The organism is Caldanaerobacter subterraneus (genome assembly GCF_004345675.1).
Classification (GTDB): Bacteria; Bacillota; Thermoanaerobacteria; order Thermoanaerobacterales; family Thermoanaerobacteraceae; genus Thermoanaerobacter; species Thermoanaerobacter subterraneus.
Genome location: NZ_SLWU01000004.1, coordinates 25,700 through 41,700, shown reverse-complemented (window position 1 = coordinate 41,700; position 16,001 = coordinate 25,700). Strand labels below are relative to the sequence as shown.

The following is a 16,001-nucleotide window of genomic DNA, read 5'->3' as shown; positions in this document are numbered from 1 at the left end:
TTAAATAAAATATGAGGGCAAGTTAAAAAACATGCCCTCATTCTTCCTTCAAGCTGTGCCATCCATCCCGCGCAAGCTCCACTATCATGGTATGCCTTGACCTTTCAGGGTGATGTATAACCTTATTATACCATTTCAAGGCTTCTTCCTTGTTCCCTAACATCCTGTTAAGCTCGCCAATCATGTATATTAGAAGTATTTCTTCCTCATATACATCTGAACCGCTGTAGGCTTTTACATAGGAATCCAGTGCGTGTTTCAAATACTTTTCCTCATTAGCCTTATCCCCTAAAATTCTATATATCCAGGCAATTCTAAGACACGTCTTTGCAAATACTATGGGCTTGTCCTCTTTTATTTGAGAACAATACAAGGACAATAGGTAAGCCTCTAAAGCTTTCTGTGGAGTTCTTTCTCCCGAAAATTCTCTTTTCACCCATTTTTCACTGACTAAAGATAAAATTTTTTCTCTCTTGTCATTAGTTATTTTTTCAAACTCCGACTCCAAAGCAGCGTAGCCGCAATTTGGACATACAATTACTTCATAGAAAAAAGGATTGATGTCATCTTTATACTTTGTGTAAAAATCCCTCCCTCTTTCTTCCACTTTTAGCTGAGAAGTTCTCACCCTGGTATATGTAAATTCCTGCTTGCAGACTGGGCACACCGTTTTTTTGTCGTATAAATATTTATTAGCCAATTTCACCCCTCCGCTCTTTTTTCTCTCAACAAATATTTTAGCACAATTGTCTACATTTTTCGACAGTTATTTATCTTACACGTTATGCTCAAAAGCAGTATAATTCCCCCGTACCCAGCGATAGGATAAAGATAGTGAACAAGATTGGCAAAGCCAACTCTACTTGAAATCAGTGCAATTCCCCTGCAATTACAAAAACTACTCTTTTGTAAGAAGAAGCTCTAAAGCAATTCCCCAAAAACAAAATAGCATTGCCATAAAATACAAAAAGGAGAGTAACAATCAAAAGTCCCAATATTCCCTTTTTGCCGTGATACACAAAAAACTGCAGTATCTCCTGTCCCGAAGCAAACCCTGCTCCTACAACTGTCCCTATGTAAGTGGCAGCAATTTTATAAGAAGATATGCTATTTTTTCTCAAAAAAATCCCGCCTTTCCTTTATTAATATATAGGCGGGCAAAAGAAATTATTCTTCACTTTTCGCAAAATGCTTCTCAGTAGGTTCTGTCTTCTCCCAATACTCCATAAAAAATGCAACAAATACTCCAATCATTCCTCCCAATATAAAGGCAATCAATACGTTCAGCATTTTTTTAGGCGCCACAGGTTTTTCAGGAACTAAAGCTTTGCTGGTAATAAGAATGCTCTGCTTACCTAAGTCTGACTCTTTGACTAGTTCAAGCATATTGTACTTTTCAAGCATTATATCCCTTGTATTCTTTAAAAGAGATAGTTCTTTTTGTTTTTGCTCTTTTTCCAGTTTGTCAGAACTACTAGTCAAATTTGCAATTTCATCTTGCACCTTTTTAATTTTCTCGTTTTGCATATCTATGAGCTTGAGAAGAGTCTGCATTAGCTTGTCAGTCTGTTTCGCATTTCTTTCAATGACATAATTTCTAAAATTCTGAGCTATGGCATTAGCAATATCCGCAGCAAGTTTTGGGTCATTTTCTTTAACTGTAATTTGTATTAGATTAGTATTGTTTAAAACAGATGCAGAAATTTGTTTTTTGAAACTGTCTAAAGTGTATTTTTTAGGGTCCAGTTTTAGTTGATTAATAGTATTCATAAGTACTGTCGGATTTGTAATCTCTTCCTTAAAGGCATTTACCGACATATCAGGGTATTTTAAAAGTGAAGAAAGCAGTAAAGAAATATCCTTTTCTATCGTGTCAGTCTGAAAAACAGGCACACCTGTATTTTTGTCGGAAAAAATAACTGTGGTGTTTGAACCAAAAAAACCTGTAGCAGGCGTCACATCAGTAACAGCAATAGTTACACTTGCCTCATAAGTAGGCTTAATCACAAAAAAGCTAAAAAGCCCTACAATAAGGGTTAGAAAAACAGTAATGCCAATGATGATCCACTTTCTCTTCAAAAGTACTTCAATCAATTCCCTCAGTGTGATTTCTTCTTCCATTTTTATCCTCCTTATAATCTTTATCTATTTTCAGTTACAGCAGCTTCTTCTTCCTCAAAAAGGCTTTGAGTTATAGACAACAAATACCTTTTAAAAGGCTCTCTCAAATCTTCCCTTTTCAAAGCATATTCCACAGTCGCCATGAGATAGCCCAGTTTATCCCCTACATCATACCTTTTGCCTATAAAATTATAGGCGTAAATGGCCTCATAATTTAAAAGAGTTTTTAAAGCGTCTGTAAGCTGTATTTCTCCTCCTCTACCGGGAGGAGTATTTTCCAGAATTTCAAATATTCGTGGTGTAATTATATACCTTCCCAAAATAGCTATATTAGAAGGTGCTTCTTCTCTTCTTGGCTTTTCTATCAAATCGTTGACTTTATATAGCCTATCCTCAATAAAAGTACCACTTACAATTCCATATTTATGTACATCCTCTTCAGGCACTTCCTGCACTCCAATTATGGTGCAATTATACCTCTCAAACTGTTCTATCATCTGTTTTAGCACGGGCACTTTTGCATCTACAACATCATCCCCTAAAAGAACAGCAAAAGGCTCATTCCCAACAAAAGATTTAGCACAGTAAATGGCATGCCCCAAGCCTTTAGGTTCTTTTTGCCTTATGTAGTGAATGTTGACCATATTGCTAATATCTTCTACAAGGCTTAGTAAACTTTCTTGGTTCTTTTTCTTTAATTCTAGCTCCAATTCTACAGATTTGTCAAAATGGTCTTCTATGGCTCTTTTATTTCTTCCAGTTATTATAAGAATATCCTCAATTCCAGACTGCACTGCTTCTTCTACTATGTATTGTATAGTAGGCTTGTCTACAATTGGAAGCATTTCTTTAGGCTGAGCCTTGGTAGCAGGTAAAAACCTGGTACCAAGGCCCGCTGCTGGAATTATCGCTTTCTTTATTTTCATCAACTTTCCCCTCTTCCGTTATTCTCTTTTTACTCAAACTTTACATCAAACTTCGCTAAAGCTTCTGAAAGTGCTTTTTTAATCTCCTCAAGTTTTTCTTGAGTCTTCGCTTCACATCTCACAATAAGCTCTGGCCCAGTATTAGAAGCTCTGACCAATCCCCACCCTCCATCAAAGAGCACTCTCGCTCCATCAACATCAATTATGTTATAACCTTTTTCTCTAAAGTGCTCCGTTACCCCTTTTACTACATCAAATTTTCTCTCATCACTGCACTCAAGCCTTATCTCAGGAGTTGATGGATATTTTGGAACATCAGCTAAAAGCTCAGATAATGATTCATCCGTATTAGAAAGTATTCTCAAAAGCCTTGCAGCCGCATATGCTGCATCGTCAAACCCATAGTACTCATCTGCAAAGAACATGTGTCCTGACATCTCTCCTGTGAAAACTGCGTTTATTTCTTTCATCTTAGCTTTTATGAGGGAATGACCTGTTTTGTAAAATAGAGGTTTTCCTCCCAGTTTCTCAATTTCTTCAACCAAAGCCTGAGAACACTTCACTTCCACAATTGCATCAGCGCCTGGGTGTTTCTTCATTATTTCTCTCCAGTAGAGAATCATCAACATGTCTCCCCAGATTATATTGCCCTTTTCATCCACTACTCCAATCCTGTCTCCATCTCCATCAAAAGCTATCCCCAAATCTGCCTTTACTCTCTTTACTTCCTCTATCAAATCCTTCAAATTCTCTTCTTTTACAGGGTCAGGGAAATGATTGGGAAAAGTTGGGTCTGATTCGCAGTAGAGAGGATATACCTCACAGCCCAAATTGTATATGACATCTGGATAGAAAAGCGAAGCAGTGCCATTCCCACAGTCCACAACAACTTTTAATTTTCTATCTCCCAGCTTAACTTTTTCCTTTATCATGTTGATGTAAGAATTGATGGGATAAGCGTATTTTACCTCTCCAGAACCTTTTTCAAATTCCCCTTTTTCTGCTATGTAATAAATTTTCTTAAGCTCTTCACCATAGATGGTAGAAGGTCCCACCATAACTTTAAAGCCGTTAAACTGCGGCGGGTTGTGGCTTGCTGTTATCATCATACCTGCCTGGGAGTTGTATAAAATATTGGAATAATAAAAGGCTGGAGTCGTTAAAACCCCTACATCCAAAACATCACAACCAGTGGAAGTAAGTCCCTTTATTAGAGCATCTCTTATGGGCTTTGAAGAAATCCTGTTGTCTCTGCCAACCAGCACACTATTAATTCCCTTTTGTTTTACATAAGTTCCAAAAGCTTTACCTATGACCTCTGCAGTCTCTTCAATCAGGTCTTCTCCCCATATGCCTCTTATGTCGTACATTCTAAACATGTTCTCATTTAACTTCATTTACCACCCCTCCTTTGTTTATTATTTTCTCAAACCAAAACCATTTTCTCAACAATTTCAAGCCCTAAATCTACCATTTTTACTTCCCCAGCTACTTTAAATATAACTTTAGCTCTTTTCTTCCTCTTGTCAACCTTCTGTATAAAGCCCTCATATCCTAACAGAGGCCCCTCAATTATCTTTACTCTATCGCCTTCTTTTACTCCCCTTGAAACATCTATAAGGTCAGAACCTCCAGTGAGGTTCAAAATAACTCTCATTTCCTCTTCTTTTACAGAAGCAGGCATTTTGTCTTCCTTCAGAAAAACTCCTTGCTTTAATACAGAAGTAATCTCGTGATACTTGGCTTCTGTCATTTCAGTCTTTACAAAAACGTAACCCGGAAACAAAAGTTTGATTTTCTCCTTTTCTTCTCCTTTTATTCTTTCTATTATCTTCCTCCGGGGAATAAGAACCTCTATCTCGTTTTCCCATATTTTCTTAATGATTTTCCCTACTTTTTCCTCACAACCACTTTTAGTAAACAGCACATACCACATTTTCATACTTCTGCCCCTACATATAAATTGTACCTTCTATTCTGACAAATTTCAACATATCTTTAACAACACTGGGGACAAAAATATAGTTTTTGAAAAAACAGCTAATGTGTTATATTAGAAGTAAAAACAAATTCAAAAGGGGGAGAAAAAGGGATGAAAATATTTATTGTGGATGCCTTTACTGAGAAACCCTTTTCAGGCAATCCAGCAGGTGTAGTTGTCCTTGAAAATGGCGAAAAAATAGATGAAACTTTTATGCAAAACTTGGCAGCAGAGCTCAAACATTCAGAGACGGCATTTATAGAAGTAGTAGGTGAAAAAGACTTCAAAGTGCGCTTTTTCACTCCAACTTCTGAGGTAGACCTGTGCGGTCATGCCACAATTGCTTCCTTCACTGTTTTAAAAAGACTGGGCTTTGTAAAAGCCGGTGATGTTGTAACAATGCATTCGCTAGCTGGAAAACTTCCAATTTATATTGAAGAGGATAAAATAATGATGGAGCAGGCTGCTCCGCAGGCGGGAGAAAAATTAAATGAAGATGACCTTTCAAAACTTGCGAAAGCTCTAAACATCTCCGTTGAAGAAATTGGTGGTAAAAATTATGACCTCGTACCTCAACTGGTATCCACAGGATTATGGGACATTCTTGTACCCGTCAAATCAAGAGAAACCCTTTTTAGCATAAACCCGGATTACCAGGCAATATCTCAGATTACAAAAGAAAAAAATGCTGTAAGTCTTCACGTATTCACATTGGAGGAAAAGAAAGCTATCGCTAATTGCAGAGATTTCGCTCCATTATACGGGATAAATGAGGAAGCTGCAACAGGAACGGCAAATGGCGCTTTAACATATTATCTTTACTTAAATAAGGTAATCGATTTAGAAAAAACATATCTAATTCATCAAGGAGAAAGTATGAAAAGACCTTCTAAAATATACGTGAAACTTACAAAAAAAGAAGAAGGAATAAGGGTTTTGGTAGGAGGCCCTGCATGTATTCTAATTAGTGGAAATTGGTCAGACTGAATTATGAATCTTGTATAATTTTTTATAAAAAATTTGTAGGAGCTCCACAAAATCATTCTTGCAAATGTCTTCAAAGGCGTATTATAATTTAGGCATACTAGATAATTGTATACCTTTTCTTTTTTATGGGGAAGAATTTTTAAGTGTATTTTAATTCATTTTCCTTTTAAAAGAAAGAGAAAGGGGATAGACCCGCAATAGACCTGGCGGCTTTAGCAATAGGCTCTGTCGTTGGAACGGGAATTTTTGTGTCAACAGGTGAAGGAGCATTAAGAGTAGGGACCGCGGTAATTATCTCCTATAATTGCTGGCTTCCTGCCTTTAGACATCATAATTGAGCTCTGCAACATAGGAACTCTATCTGTCTTTGTAATTGTCTCAATAGGAATACTTGTCCTAAGGGTTAAAATGCCTAATGTAGAGAGAAAGTTCAAAGTACCTGCAGTGTGGCTTGTAGCACCTCTAACAGCAGCTTTTAGTATTTACCTCATGGCAAGCCTCCCTTGGGTGACATGGCTAAGATTTGGCATATGGATGCTGGTCGGCCTTATCATTTACTTTGCTTACGGAAGGTATCATAGTGTTTTAAATGTGCAAAAATAAAGGGAGCTAATCGGCTCCCTTTATTTTTTATACCCTTTAAGCCCGGGAATTTTTCTTTTTACCATTTCTGTCACTATAAACGTGGCTACATGCTCTGCGAATGTGCCAGGGCCAAATCCCGCATCATATCCCAATTCCTTTGCGAGCTCATGCGTGATCCTCGGTCCACCGCATATCAAAAGCACTTTATCTCTTATTCCCTCTGCTTCCAAAAGTTCTACAAGATGCGTAAGATTTTTTATGTGGGCGTCCTTTTGCGTAACTGTCTGAGAAACAAGCAAAGCATCTGCTCCAACCTCTATTGCCTTCTTAATAAATTCTTCATTTGGCACCTGACTTCCCAAATTGTACGCCTCTATCATCTCATACCTCTCCAAGCCGTAGTGCCCGGCATACCCTTTCATGTTCATTATAGCATCCAAGCCCACTGTATGAGCGTCTGTTCCAGTGGTTGCTCCCACTACTACGACTTTTCTGCCGATATGTTTTTTAATGTACTCATTAGTCTCTTCCATACTCATGGCCTTTATTTCTAGTTCCTGTACCTGTATGGAGGTATAATCCACAGTGTGAATCAAACTTCCATATATTATGAAGAAAGTAAAGTTCTTATCCAAAGGAGCATGGTAGACGACCATTGGATTCTCCAGCCCCATCTTTTTTGCCAGCTGTTTTGCTGCCTCTACAGCCCTTGCTCCATCCGGCACAGGCAGGGTAAAGCTAAGCTGCACCTTACCGTCATTCATCGTATCCCCGTATGGCTTGACTCTGGTCAAATCCAGGGTGGTATCGTACTGCTTTTTCTCTGTAGAGTAAAGGCCGCTGCTCATCCTCTATCACCTCTTAGCATAAGGTCAATGAAAGGATTGAAATAATTGGGGTCTTTCTCCACTACGCCTTCTAATCCCCTTCCTCCGTCTATCGGCCTCTTTATATCCGCAAATTTACCCTGCTCTAATGCTTTAAATAAACCTTCGTGTTCGATTTCTTTCAAAAGCTCATAGGCCTTTTTCAAAACTTCGTTAGCTCTTCTTTGAATTATTCCGCCTTCTTTAAAGTAAATTTCATCAGCTATATCTGCCATATTGTTGAAGATATATTTGGCGCTTTCAATAGACAACGCTCTATCTGACATAAAAGGCGTATGAATAGCTTCTGTCAGCATTCCCAAAAGATGTATCCTTTGCTTTGTCATTATAGTCACAACGTTAAACATAGCATCCTGTACATGTCCTTTGAATATATTTCCTGTCATGTACTTTGTAGGAGGCATGTACTTAAGAGGCGCTTTGGGGAATATCTCCCTTACCATTTGAGCCTGAGCAAGCTCATATAAGAAGCCATTCCTTAAGTCAGGGTTCATTTCAAAAGCATGTCCTAATCCCATCTGTTCCTCAGGAATGCCTGCAATTAGTGCAAACTGTTCATTTATCAATTGAGATGCCAATACAGTATGGGCTTTTTCATAAGCATCTGCTGTCGTAAGATAGTTGTCTTCCCCTGTGTTTATAATAATTCCTGCAAATCCATTTATTACCCTTGAGAAGAACTGGTCTACCATCGTTCTCTTCATGTTTATATCTCTGAATAAAATTCCGTAAAGAGCATCGTTTAGCATCACATCAAGCCTCTCCAGTGCCCCCATAGCAGCAATCTCAGGCATACAAAGCCCAGATGCATAGTTGCAAAGCCTTATATACCTTCCCAGCTCTTCAGATACCTCATCTAAAGCTTTTCTCATTATCCGGAAATTCTCCTGCGTAGCATAAGTACCACCAAACCCCTCGGTAGTAGGTCCATAAGGAACGTAGTCTAAAAGGCTTTGAGCTGTAGCCCTAATCACTGCAATGACATCAGCTCCCTGCCTTGCAGCAGCCTGCGCCTGAACCACATCTTCGTATATGTTTCCTGTCGCAACTATAACATAAAGAAGTGGCCCTTCCTTATCCCCGTATTTCTTTAAAAGCTCCTCTCTTTTTCTCCTGTTCTCTCTTATCTTTTCAACAGTCTTTACTGCTATATCTTGAACAGCCAATTTTATCTCAAAAAGGTCTGCCATAGGAATCGAAGTCAAATCTAGTTCACCTTTTGCTACTCTTTCGGCAATTTCTTGAGGGCTAAGCCCTGTGTAAATCATGGCATTGCCGATATAAATTGCAGCCCCCAAAGAAAGATTTCCCCTGCTTTTTATATGGTCAACCACTACATTAGGAAGTGGAACTCCCAAGTCATTTACGCCATCTATGCCTAAAAGTCTGCACACCGTCCTTTCAACTGACACAGTCGTATGGGCATCTATAAATTTCTGCGTATCTTTAACAATGTTTCTCGCAGCTTCTCTGGCTTTATCCACTAATTCCCAATCAAGATTAAGCTTGCTCTCTCTCATACCCTCTCCTCCTCTTATAATAGGTCTCAGCTAGCTCTATAACTTCTCTTTCAAGTCCAAATATTCTGCATATGTTAAGGGCATCTTTTGGAACCTCACAATTAGGGTTCACTCTTTCTAATCGATAATCCATGTGTTCCTGGAGAATTTTTACTGAGTTTTCTTCGTCTATAACGATTTTTTGCCTTAACTCTTCAAAATTTACATTTTTAAGCCCTACGACCTGATAGTGCACCATGTCATCCTCTATCACCCCTTCATAATGGGTAGCTAATACAGTCATAGAAGAAAAACCGTTCAAATATTTTGAGATAGCCTTCACAATATAAAGTCCCTCTTCAGGATTTGTGCCCCTTGCTATTTCGTCTAATGCCACAAATCCTGTCCCTTTTTTTATATCTTCTATTACTTCCTTTAACTTCATAACTTCTGCACCAAAACTACTCAGACCTCTTGAAATTGATTGCAGATCTTCTGAGACAAAATGAATAAAATCCAGCATAGGAAAAGATACTTTTTTAGCAAAAGGGAAAAATCCCATCATGGCAAGCAAAAGATTTAAGGCAAAAGTTCTTAAAGCTACAGTTTTTCCCCCCATATTGGCTCCTGTGATAACAGTTGTCCCGCTCTTTAATTCAATAGTTAGAGGGGTAAACTCTCTTTCTTGGGTTTTTAAAATATCTGCAACTTGAGGATTTATAACATCTTCAAAAAGTATTTTTATCTCGTCATTTATCGTGGGTTTCACTCCATTGTACTCGATTGCCAGTTTAGCCTTTGCCATCAAAAAATCGAATCTTCCTATAGCCTTTATATTTTTTTCAATAAGGTCTACATATTTGCGCAATTTTTCAGATAGACTCTTTTTTACCTCAAGTTCTTCTTTTTGTTCTAGTGCAACTATATCAAGCCTTTCCTCCCTTAATTTTTCAATTTTTTCTCTATCAGTTTCTGCAAATATCTGCCTCTCAATTTCCCTTTTCTTTTCTCTTATCTCTTTTAACTTACAGGAATATTCGTCGTAGACATAAAAAGTAGCAATTCTCTTTTTCTGAGGGTCTAAAAGATCCAATACAGGAGTTAAAGAAACAAGCTTTATATCTTCAATATCTAAATTCAACCTTCCAATCAAAAGCCTTAACTCTTCGCTCAGTAGAGCGAAAATTTTTATCTCATAAAATTCCACCTCATCTAACACTTTCCCTTCTATGCACCTTTTAAGGCTGTTCCTTATATCTTTTATCTTAAATAGCGGTTTTAAAATCTTAAAAAATATTTCCTTATCCTTCTCTAAACTTTCCTTCAAAAGGTCGACGTACTCATATTCCCTTTCAAGTTTTTCTCTTTCTTCTCTCTTATAAGGCCTTGCATTTTTTAGCTCTTCTCTTCCATATGGAGTTATAACTTGAAGCTTTGAAATAACATAGTTAAATCCTACTTGTTCTCTTTCTTTTTCAGTTAAGAATTTAATATCAATCACCACCCATCACATCAAAGACAGGAAGATCTAATTTTTCCCTCAATCTATTTAAAAATTCTTTTCCATTATATCTGTAACCTGTGGGAGATATAGGATTTACAGCGACACAGATCAAATTTATAGGAAATACTACCCTAAAAATACCGCCCGCCTTTTGAAATTTTACAAAGGTCTCTTCCTCTATGAAAAGCTTCGTAGCATCCTCTGCCAAAAAGACTACTCCTTTATACTTATCAGTGGAAGTCATTACATCATTGATCAACTTATCTGTAATCACTCCTCTTATCACCACATACTTTGCTCCATTTAAATTCTCTACAATCTCTTTTGACGCATCAATAGCAGTTAATACCTCCACAGTTTTGTACTCTCCGCCTTCATAAATAAACCCCAAATTTGAATTTTTAAGGATTTTACTAGCTTTTACAATTATCTCTCTATCGCTTTCTTTCTGCACTGTCAGAAGTTTTACTGTAAACACCGTTTCATCTATTGTCTTTTCCATATCAGGAGATAAAACAGCTCCTGTTGATAAAATAGTAGCCTCAGATACAGCTGGAGAAGCCTGGGTCTTTCTGTTTAAAGCCCCGTCTATAAAAACTTTATCTGCACCTATTGAGATCAAAAACTCGCTTATCCTCTTGAGGTCTTTAGTAATGGAAGGACCGGCAAGGTCCACATAGCCATCACTTAAAGCCCTCGCTACAATTATTTCTCCCATCGGAGTATATATACCTGTAGTTCCCACTATCTCCTTTGTTATATCGCTTCGGAAAAGTGCTTCCCTCGCTGTGGCAATTAAAGTGCTCTCTTCAACGTAAATCCGCGGCTTTGGGAAAAAGGAAACCTGGTCGTATTCCTCTCCATCTCTTCCTATAGAGGTAAGACCAAGGGTATAAATACCCCTGGCCTTACTGATAAGATAATTTAATACAGTTGTTTTTCCTACATTTTTTGCCATTCCTATTATAGAGATAGTCCTGTAATTTTTTATAAGGTCAAGAATATCACTTCTCATCTTTTCTCCTTCTCTTTTTCCTTTCTAAATTCTCTGGCTCTAATACTCCAATGGTATCCTTCTGCATTAATCCTGCAACACCTTCAGATTTTGGAACTTCTTCATCGCATACACAAGGACCTGGAGTGTAATCTTTTGGCTCAACATACGTCACAATGACGCCTTCATAATTTCTCAAAACTATTTTATCATGGGACTGAGAAATTACGTAGTTTGGTCCAACAGGAATCTTTCCTCCTCCTCCCGGGGCATCAACTACAAATGTAGGTACGCAGTAACCAGAAGTGTGTCCTCTTAAACCTTCTATAATTTCAATACCTTTGGAAACGGGAGTTCTAAAATGAGAAAGCCCAAATGACAAATCGCACTGATAGATGTAGTAAGGTCTTACCCTTATTTTTACCAATTCATGCACCAGCCTTTTCATAACATGAACACAGTCATTTACTCCCCTTAGAAGTACTGTCTGGTTTCCTAAAGGTATTCCAGCATCTGCTAGCATTTCACATGCTCTCTTTGAATCTTCTGTTATTTCGTGCGGATGGTTAAAGTGGGTGTTGAGCCATATCGGGTGATATTTTTTAAGCATATTGACAAGCTCCGGAGTTATTCTCATAGGCAGCACTACAGGTACTGATGAACCAATTCTTATTATCTCCACATGAGGAATTTCTCTTAATCTCTTTATAATTTCTTCAAGCCGTGAATCAGATAAAGTGAGAGGATCTCCACCTGAAATCAGCACATCTCTTATCTGTGGGGTATTCCTTATATACTCAATCTGCTTTTCTATTTTATCCATCGGCATGGGAGCATCAGTTTCTCCAGCAAACCTTCTCCTTGTGCAGTGTCTGCAGTACATGGAGCACTGGTCTGTAACAAGCATCAATACCCTATCAGGATACCTGTGGGTAAGTCCAGGTACAGGTGAATCCACATCCTCATAAAGCGGGTCCACTAAGTCCTCCGGTGCCTGATAAAGCTCATGGATTGTCGGCACTGCTCTTTTTCTTATCGGGTCATTAGGGTCATTGGGGTCTATCAAAGAAAGGTAATAGGGCGTAATTGCCATTCTCAACTTCTGCAATGCCTTAGAAATAGCTTCTTCCTCTTCTTCCGACAATGGAAGGTATTTTTTCAACTCTTCCACTGTCTCTATTCTATTTGCAATCTGCCACTTCCAGTTGTACCAGTCGCTGTCTGGTACATGCCCAAAAAGTTCATGTCTTCTGTTAACTCTCATTTTATACATCTCCCCCTCTTAAACTATCACAGCCGTCCTCATTTAGCATACATTTCTTCAAAAACTTTTCTCAATTTTTCATTTTCTCTGAGCTCTTGAAGCGTAATTTCTGCGTGGTCTTTTGTATATCCATTTCCTATGATCATTGTTATATCCCTCCCAACCCCTTCTGCTCCTAAGGCTGCTTTTGTGAAGCTTGTCGCCATGGAGAAGAAGTAGGCAATTCCTTCATCTCTCACAGGTAAAATTGTGGACATTTCTGTGTTAGGCGTATTTACACAGTTTATAGCAATATCTACTTCTTTTCCTCCGTTGGCCTTTAGAACTTTATCCAAAACTTCTAAAGGCTTTTGAGCATCCGCTATAACTACCTCGTGGCATATCTCCAGTTCTTCCACCTTTTTCTTTGCTTCTTCCCTTCTCACCACACCTATAACCTTTCCAGTAGGACCTACTCTCTTCTTAGCTTCATAGCAACATAGCATACCGGATTTCCCATTTGCTCCTAACACCATGACACTCTGACCGGGCTTTACCAATTTAGCAGTCTGAGCAGGAGCTCCAGCAACGTCTAAAGCAGCCAGTGCCAAGGTCTCTTCCATATCCTCAGGAAGCTTCGCATAAATCCCGCTCTCAAAAAGTATTGCCTTTCCCTTTATTTCAACTCTTTCTATATCCATCTTTATATCCAAAATCTCATCTATTCTAAGAGGTGTAAGAGTTAATGAAACGAGCGTTGCAATCTTATCTCCTACTTTGAGGTCCCTTTTCCCGACCAGAGCTTCTCCTATTTTTTCTACTCTGCCTATCAGCATTCCCCCAGAACCTGTGACAGGGTTTTGCATTTTCCCTCTCTCATTTACTATCTCGAGGATCTTCTTCTTTATCTTCTCAGGATCTCCCCCTGCCTCCTCTTTTAACTGGGTAAAGCTTGCAGAATCTATGTTCAAAGCTATAACATCAATCAATATCTCATTATCATAAAGTACACTCATATCATTAGAAATTTTATAAGCGGCTTGAGGTAAAACCCCTTTTGGCTCAATTACTCTATGAGAACCGTATTTGCATCCCATCATAAACATATCCTCCTCCTTCTTCGAATTTTACACATCCATATATTTTACATCATCTGGAATAATTAAATTTGCCTCTGTCAAAGACTTGACCTCTTCAATAGATGTATCCCTGTGAATTTCTTTGAGAAGCAGTCCCTCTTTTGTCACTTCTATCACTGCAAGCTCTGTAACTATAAGACTCACTTTGCCTTTGGCCGTGAGAGGAAGGCGGCATTTTTTCAAAATCTTTGGCTGCCCTTTAGCAGTATGCTGCATAGCCACAATTACTCTTTTGGCTCCTGTAGCAAGGTCCATTGCTCCGCCCATGCCAGGAACTAACTTTCCAGGTATTATCCAGTTAGCTAAATTTCCCTCTTCATCTACTTCTAAAGCTCCTAGCACGGTAACGTCCACATGTCCTCCTCTTATAAGTGCAAAGGAAAATGCACTGTCAAAAAACGCTGCGCCAGGCAGAACTGTCACATACTGCCCGCCGGCATTGATTATGTTCACATCCTCTTTTCCGGGCTCTGGCATAGGTCCCATACCTGTAATTCCATTCTCTGATTGGAATATCACGTGCACTCCTTCGGGAATGTAATTGGCTACTAGAGTGGGAAGACCAATTCCCAAATTCACCAGCTGCCCATCTTTGAGCTCTTTTGCAATTCTTTTTGCTATTATCTGCTTTGCCAGTTCCTGATCAGTTATCATCGCCTTCCCCTCCTTTTACGATATAATCCACTAATACTCCTGGCGTCATGACATCTTCTGGCTTTATTTCTCCTACTTTGACTATTTTTTCTGCCTCCACGATAACTGTTTTAGCTGCAAGAGCCATTATAGGATTGAAATTTCTCGTCGTACCTTTGTAATAGATATTTCCAAACTCATCTACAATACTTCCTCTAATAAGCGCTATATCTGCTCCCAGTGGAAGTTCAAGGAGATACTCTTTTCCATTCACAGTTATTTTTTGTTTCCCTTCTTCTACCATTGTGCCGACTCCTGTAGGAGTCAAGATACCTCCCAACCCTGCTCCATAAGCTCTTATCCTTTCTGCAAGTGTCCCCTGTGGAACGAGCTCTACTTCAATTTTTCCTTCATTCATCAACTTTCCTGTAACAGGGTTAGTACCTATATGAGAAGTTATAACTTTTTTAACAAGCCCGGCCACAACTAAACGCCCTATACCCCTGTCTGGAAAACTGGTATCATTGGCAATTATAGTAAGGTCTTTAACGTTTAACTCTATGAGAAGGTCAATTAACTTCTCAGGTGTGCCATTTGCAAGAAATCCACCGATCATCAATGTCATTCCATCTTTAAATAAAGGCTTCAACTCTTCAAAAGTAACAACCTTCCTCATGGCTTCACCTCTAACCCTAATATTTTTCTGGCCTCATCAGGGGTTGCAATTTCTCTTCCCAGCTCTCTTGCAATTCTCACTACTTTTTCTACAAGTTCACCATTGGACTTTGCCAGAACGCCTTTTTCGAGGTATACGTTATCCTCAAAGCCAACTCTCACATGACCTCCTGCAAGTATAGCCATAGTAGCTACAGGGAATTCATAGCGTCCTATTCCTGTAGCAGTAAATGTGCTTCCTGGAGGAATGCTTTCCATCAAGAACACAAAGTCCCTCATCTCAGCCGAAATTCCGCCATTTACTCCCATCACAAAATTGAAGTGCATTGGAGCCTTTATATATCCTTTTTTGTGAAGCCTTATCGCTGCATCTATCATTCCTTTGTCAAATACTTCAAGTTCCGGCTTCACTCCCAGTTCATTCATCTTGGTGGCAAATTCTATTATCATGTTTTCTGTATTTACAAATATTTCATCTCCGCCAAAATTCATTGTGCCACAGTCTAGTGATGCCATCTCTGGCTTTAAGTAAACCGGCTGTAACCTTTCTTCAGGAGTCATGCCAACAGCTCCACCAGTTGAAGGCTGAATTATGACATCAGGGCATTTTGCTTTAATCGCTTCAATCACTTCTCTGAACCTTTCTTTGTCCTGTGTAGGGGTACCATCATCATACCTTACGTGCAAGTGAATTATGCTAGCTCCTGCATTATATGCAGATAAAGCCTCTCTCACCATCTCCTCAACAGTATAAGGCACATTAGGATTATGCTTCTTTGTGACCTCAGCTCCGCATATAGCCGCAGTAATTATCAATTTCTCCACCC

The 16,001-nt window shown here is 38.8% G+C and carries 17 protein-coding genes; 2 read left to right on the top strand and 15 right to left on the bottom strand.

The features are described from left to right. Positions 1-37: 37 nt before the first annotated feature. From EV203_RS02470 to loaP, 6 genes are all read right to left on the bottom strand, one after another. Positions 38-700 (bottom strand): DUF2225 domain-containing protein, encoded by a 663-nt coding sequence (locus EV203_RS02470; RefSeq protein WP_009611115.1) that lies wholly within the window; start codon positions 698-700, stop codon positions 38-40. A gap of 169 nt (positions 701-869) precedes the next feature. Beyond that, positions 870-1,121: a hypothetical protein gene (locus EV203_RS02465; protein WP_424945271.1), complete on the bottom strand. Its 252-nt coding sequence runs from the start codon at positions 1,119-1,121 to the stop codon at positions 870-872. Positions 1,122-1,167: 46 nt separating this feature from the next. Continuing rightward, complete coding sequence (locus tag EV203_RS02460) at positions 1,168-2,121, bottom strand: YveK family protein (RefSeq protein ID WP_132039055.1); 954 nt, start codon at positions 2,119-2,121, stop codon at positions 1,168-1,170. A gap of 20 nt (positions 2,122-2,141) precedes the next feature. Then, positions 2,142-3,047, bottom strand: coding sequence for a UTP--glucose-1-phosphate uridylyltransferase GalU (gene galU / locus EV203_RS02455; RefSeq protein ID WP_132039054.1), 906 nt, complete (start codon positions 3,045-3,047; stop codon positions 2,142-2,144). A 29-nt stretch (positions 3,048-3,076) separates the two neighbouring features. Beyond that, positions 3,077-4,444 (bottom strand): phosphomannomutase/phosphoglucomutase, encoded by a 1,368-nt coding sequence (locus EV203_RS02450; protein WP_132039053.1) that lies wholly within the window; start codon positions 4,442-4,444, stop codon positions 3,077-3,079. 29 nt (positions 4,445-4,473) lie between these two features. Beyond that, on the bottom strand, positions 4,474-4,989 hold the full coding sequence (gene loaP / locus EV203_RS02445; protein WP_132039052.1) for an antiterminator LoaP: 516 nt from the start codon (positions 4,987-4,989) through the stop codon (positions 4,474-4,476). Positions 4,990-5,139: 150 nt separating this feature from the next. On the opposite strand from loaP, the gene EV203_RS02440 reads away from it, so the two are divergent. Both EV203_RS02440 and EV203_RS13685 read left to right on the top strand, forming a co-directional pair. Then, positions 5,140-6,015, top strand: a complete 876-nt coding sequence (locus tag EV203_RS02440; protein ID WP_132039051.1) for a PhzF family phenazine biosynthesis protein — start codon at positions 5,140-5,142, stop codon at positions 6,013-6,015. Positions 6,016-6,423: 408 nt separating this feature from the next. Further along, complete coding sequence (locus tag EV203_RS13685) at positions 6,424-6,618, top strand: amino acid permease C-terminal domain-containing protein (protein WP_243700561.1); 195 nt, start codon at positions 6,424-6,426, stop codon at positions 6,616-6,618. Between the two features lie 20 nt (positions 6,619-6,638). Here EV203_RS13685 and kamE read toward each other — a convergent pair whose 3' ends face one another. Genes kamE through kce form a run of 9 tightly spaced genes read right to left on the bottom strand, consistent with a single transcriptional unit; the run spans position 6,639 to position 15,999 of the window. Further along, the gene (gene kamE / locus EV203_RS02430) at positions 6,639-7,448 is read right to left on the bottom strand and encodes a lysine 5,6-aminomutase subunit beta (RefSeq protein ID WP_132039050.1); all 810 of its coding nucleotides are present in this window, start codon (positions 7,446-7,448) and stop codon (positions 6,639-6,641) included. Further along, on the bottom strand, positions 7,445-9,007 hold the full coding sequence (gene kamD / locus EV203_RS02425) for a lysine 5,6-aminomutase subunit alpha (protein ID WP_132039049.1): 1,563 nt from the start codon (positions 9,005-9,007) through the stop codon (positions 7,445-7,447). The genes kamE and kamD overlap by 4 nt, the downstream gene beginning before the upstream one ends. Then, positions 8,988-10,487 carry a lysine 5,6-aminomutase reactivase ATPase KamC gene (kamC, locus tag EV203_RS02420; protein WP_243700560.1) on the bottom strand — a complete coding sequence of 500 codons (1,500 nt, stop codon included), beginning with the start codon at positions 10,485-10,487 and terminating at the stop codon, positions 8,988-8,990. The genes kamD and kamC overlap by 20 nt, the downstream gene beginning before the upstream one ends. Further along, entirely contained in the window at positions 10,480-11,505 is a 1,026-nt protein-coding gene (gene kamB, locus EV203_RS02415) for a lysine 5,6-aminomutase reactivase subunit KamB (protein WP_132039047.1), read from the bottom strand. The genes kamC and kamB overlap by 8 nt, the downstream gene beginning before the upstream one ends. Continuing rightward, complete coding sequence (gene kamA / locus EV203_RS02410) at positions 11,495-12,748, bottom strand: lysine 2,3-aminomutase (protein WP_132039046.1); 1,254 nt, start codon at positions 12,746-12,748, stop codon at positions 11,495-11,497. Before kamA ends, kamB begins: the two co-directional genes overlap by 11 nt. Before the next feature lie 38 nt (positions 12,749-12,786). Then, the gene (kdd, locus tag EV203_RS02405; RefSeq protein WP_132039045.1) at positions 12,787-13,827 is read right to left on the bottom strand and encodes an L-erythro-3,5-diaminohexanoate dehydrogenase; all 1,041 of its coding nucleotides are present in this window, start codon (positions 13,825-13,827) and stop codon (positions 12,787-12,789) included. A 27-nt stretch (positions 13,828-13,854) separates the two neighbouring features. Next, complete coding sequence (locus EV203_RS02400) at positions 13,855-14,520, bottom strand: CoA transferase subunit B (RefSeq protein ID WP_132039044.1); 666 nt, start codon at positions 14,518-14,520, stop codon at positions 13,855-13,857. Further along, positions 14,510-15,175 carry a CoA transferase subunit A gene (locus tag EV203_RS02395; protein WP_009610465.1) on the bottom strand — a complete coding sequence of 222 codons (666 nt, stop codon included), beginning with the start codon at positions 15,173-15,175 and terminating at the stop codon, positions 14,510-14,512. The genes EV203_RS02400 and EV203_RS02395 overlap by 11 nt, the downstream gene beginning before the upstream one ends. Continuing rightward, the gene (kce, locus tag EV203_RS02390) at positions 15,172-15,999 is read right to left on the bottom strand and encodes a 3-keto-5-aminohexanoate cleavage enzyme (RefSeq protein ID WP_009610473.1); all 828 of its coding nucleotides are present in this window, start codon (positions 15,997-15,999) and stop codon (positions 15,172-15,174) included. The genes EV203_RS02395 and kce overlap by 4 nt, the downstream gene beginning before the upstream one ends. Positions 16,000-16,001: the final 2 nt, after the last annotated feature.

Excerpts from the sequence above, each read along its gene's own strand:
- EV203_RS02460 (WP_132039055.1), bottom strand. The coding sequence starts at position 2,121 with ATGGAAGAAGAAATCACACTGAGGGAATTGATTGAAGTACTTTTGAAG.
- galU (WP_132039054.1), bottom strand. The coding sequence starts at position 3,047 with ATGAAAATAAAGAAAGCGATAATTCCAGCAGCGGGCCTTGGTACCAGG.
- EV203_RS02450 (WP_132039053.1), bottom strand. The coding sequence starts at position 4,444 with ATGAAGTTAAATGAGAACATGTTTAGAATGTACGACATAAGAGGCATA.
- loaP (WP_132039052.1), bottom strand. The coding sequence starts at position 4,989 with ATGAAAATGTGGTATGTGCTGTTTACTAAAAGTGGTTGTGAGGAAAAA.
- EV203_RS02440 (WP_132039051.1), top strand. The coding sequence starts at position 5,140 with ATGAAAATATTTATTGTGGATGCCTTTACTGAGAAACCCTTTTCAGGC.
- EV203_RS13685 (WP_243700561.1), top strand. The coding sequence starts at position 6,424 with ATGCCTAATGTAGAGAGAAAGTTCAAAGTACCTGCAGTGTGGCTTGTA.
- kamE (WP_132039050.1), bottom strand. The coding sequence starts at position 7,448 with ATGAGCAGCGGCCTTTACTCTACAGAGAAAAAGCAGTACGATACCACC.
- kamD (WP_132039049.1), bottom strand. The coding sequence starts at position 9,007 with ATGAGAGAGAGCAAGCTTAATCTTGATTGGGAATTAGTGGATAAAGCC.
- kamB (WP_132039047.1), bottom strand. The coding sequence starts at position 11,505 with ATGAGAAGTGATATTCTTGACCTTATAAAAAATTACAGGACTATCTCT.
- kamA (WP_132039046.1), bottom strand. The coding sequence starts at position 12,748 with ATGAGAGTTAACAGAAGACATGAACTTTTTGGGCATGTACCAGACAGC.
- kdd (WP_132039045.1), bottom strand. The coding sequence starts at position 13,827 with ATGATGGGATGCAAATACGGTTCTCATAGAGTAATTGAGCCAAAAGGG.
- EV203_RS02400 (WP_132039044.1), bottom strand. The coding sequence starts at position 14,520 with ATGATAACTGATCAGGAACTGGCAAAGCAGATAATAGCAAAAAGAATT.
- EV203_RS02395 (WP_009610465.1), bottom strand. The coding sequence starts at position 15,175 with ATGAGGAAGGTTGTTACTTTTGAAGAGTTGAAGCCTTTATTTAAAGAT.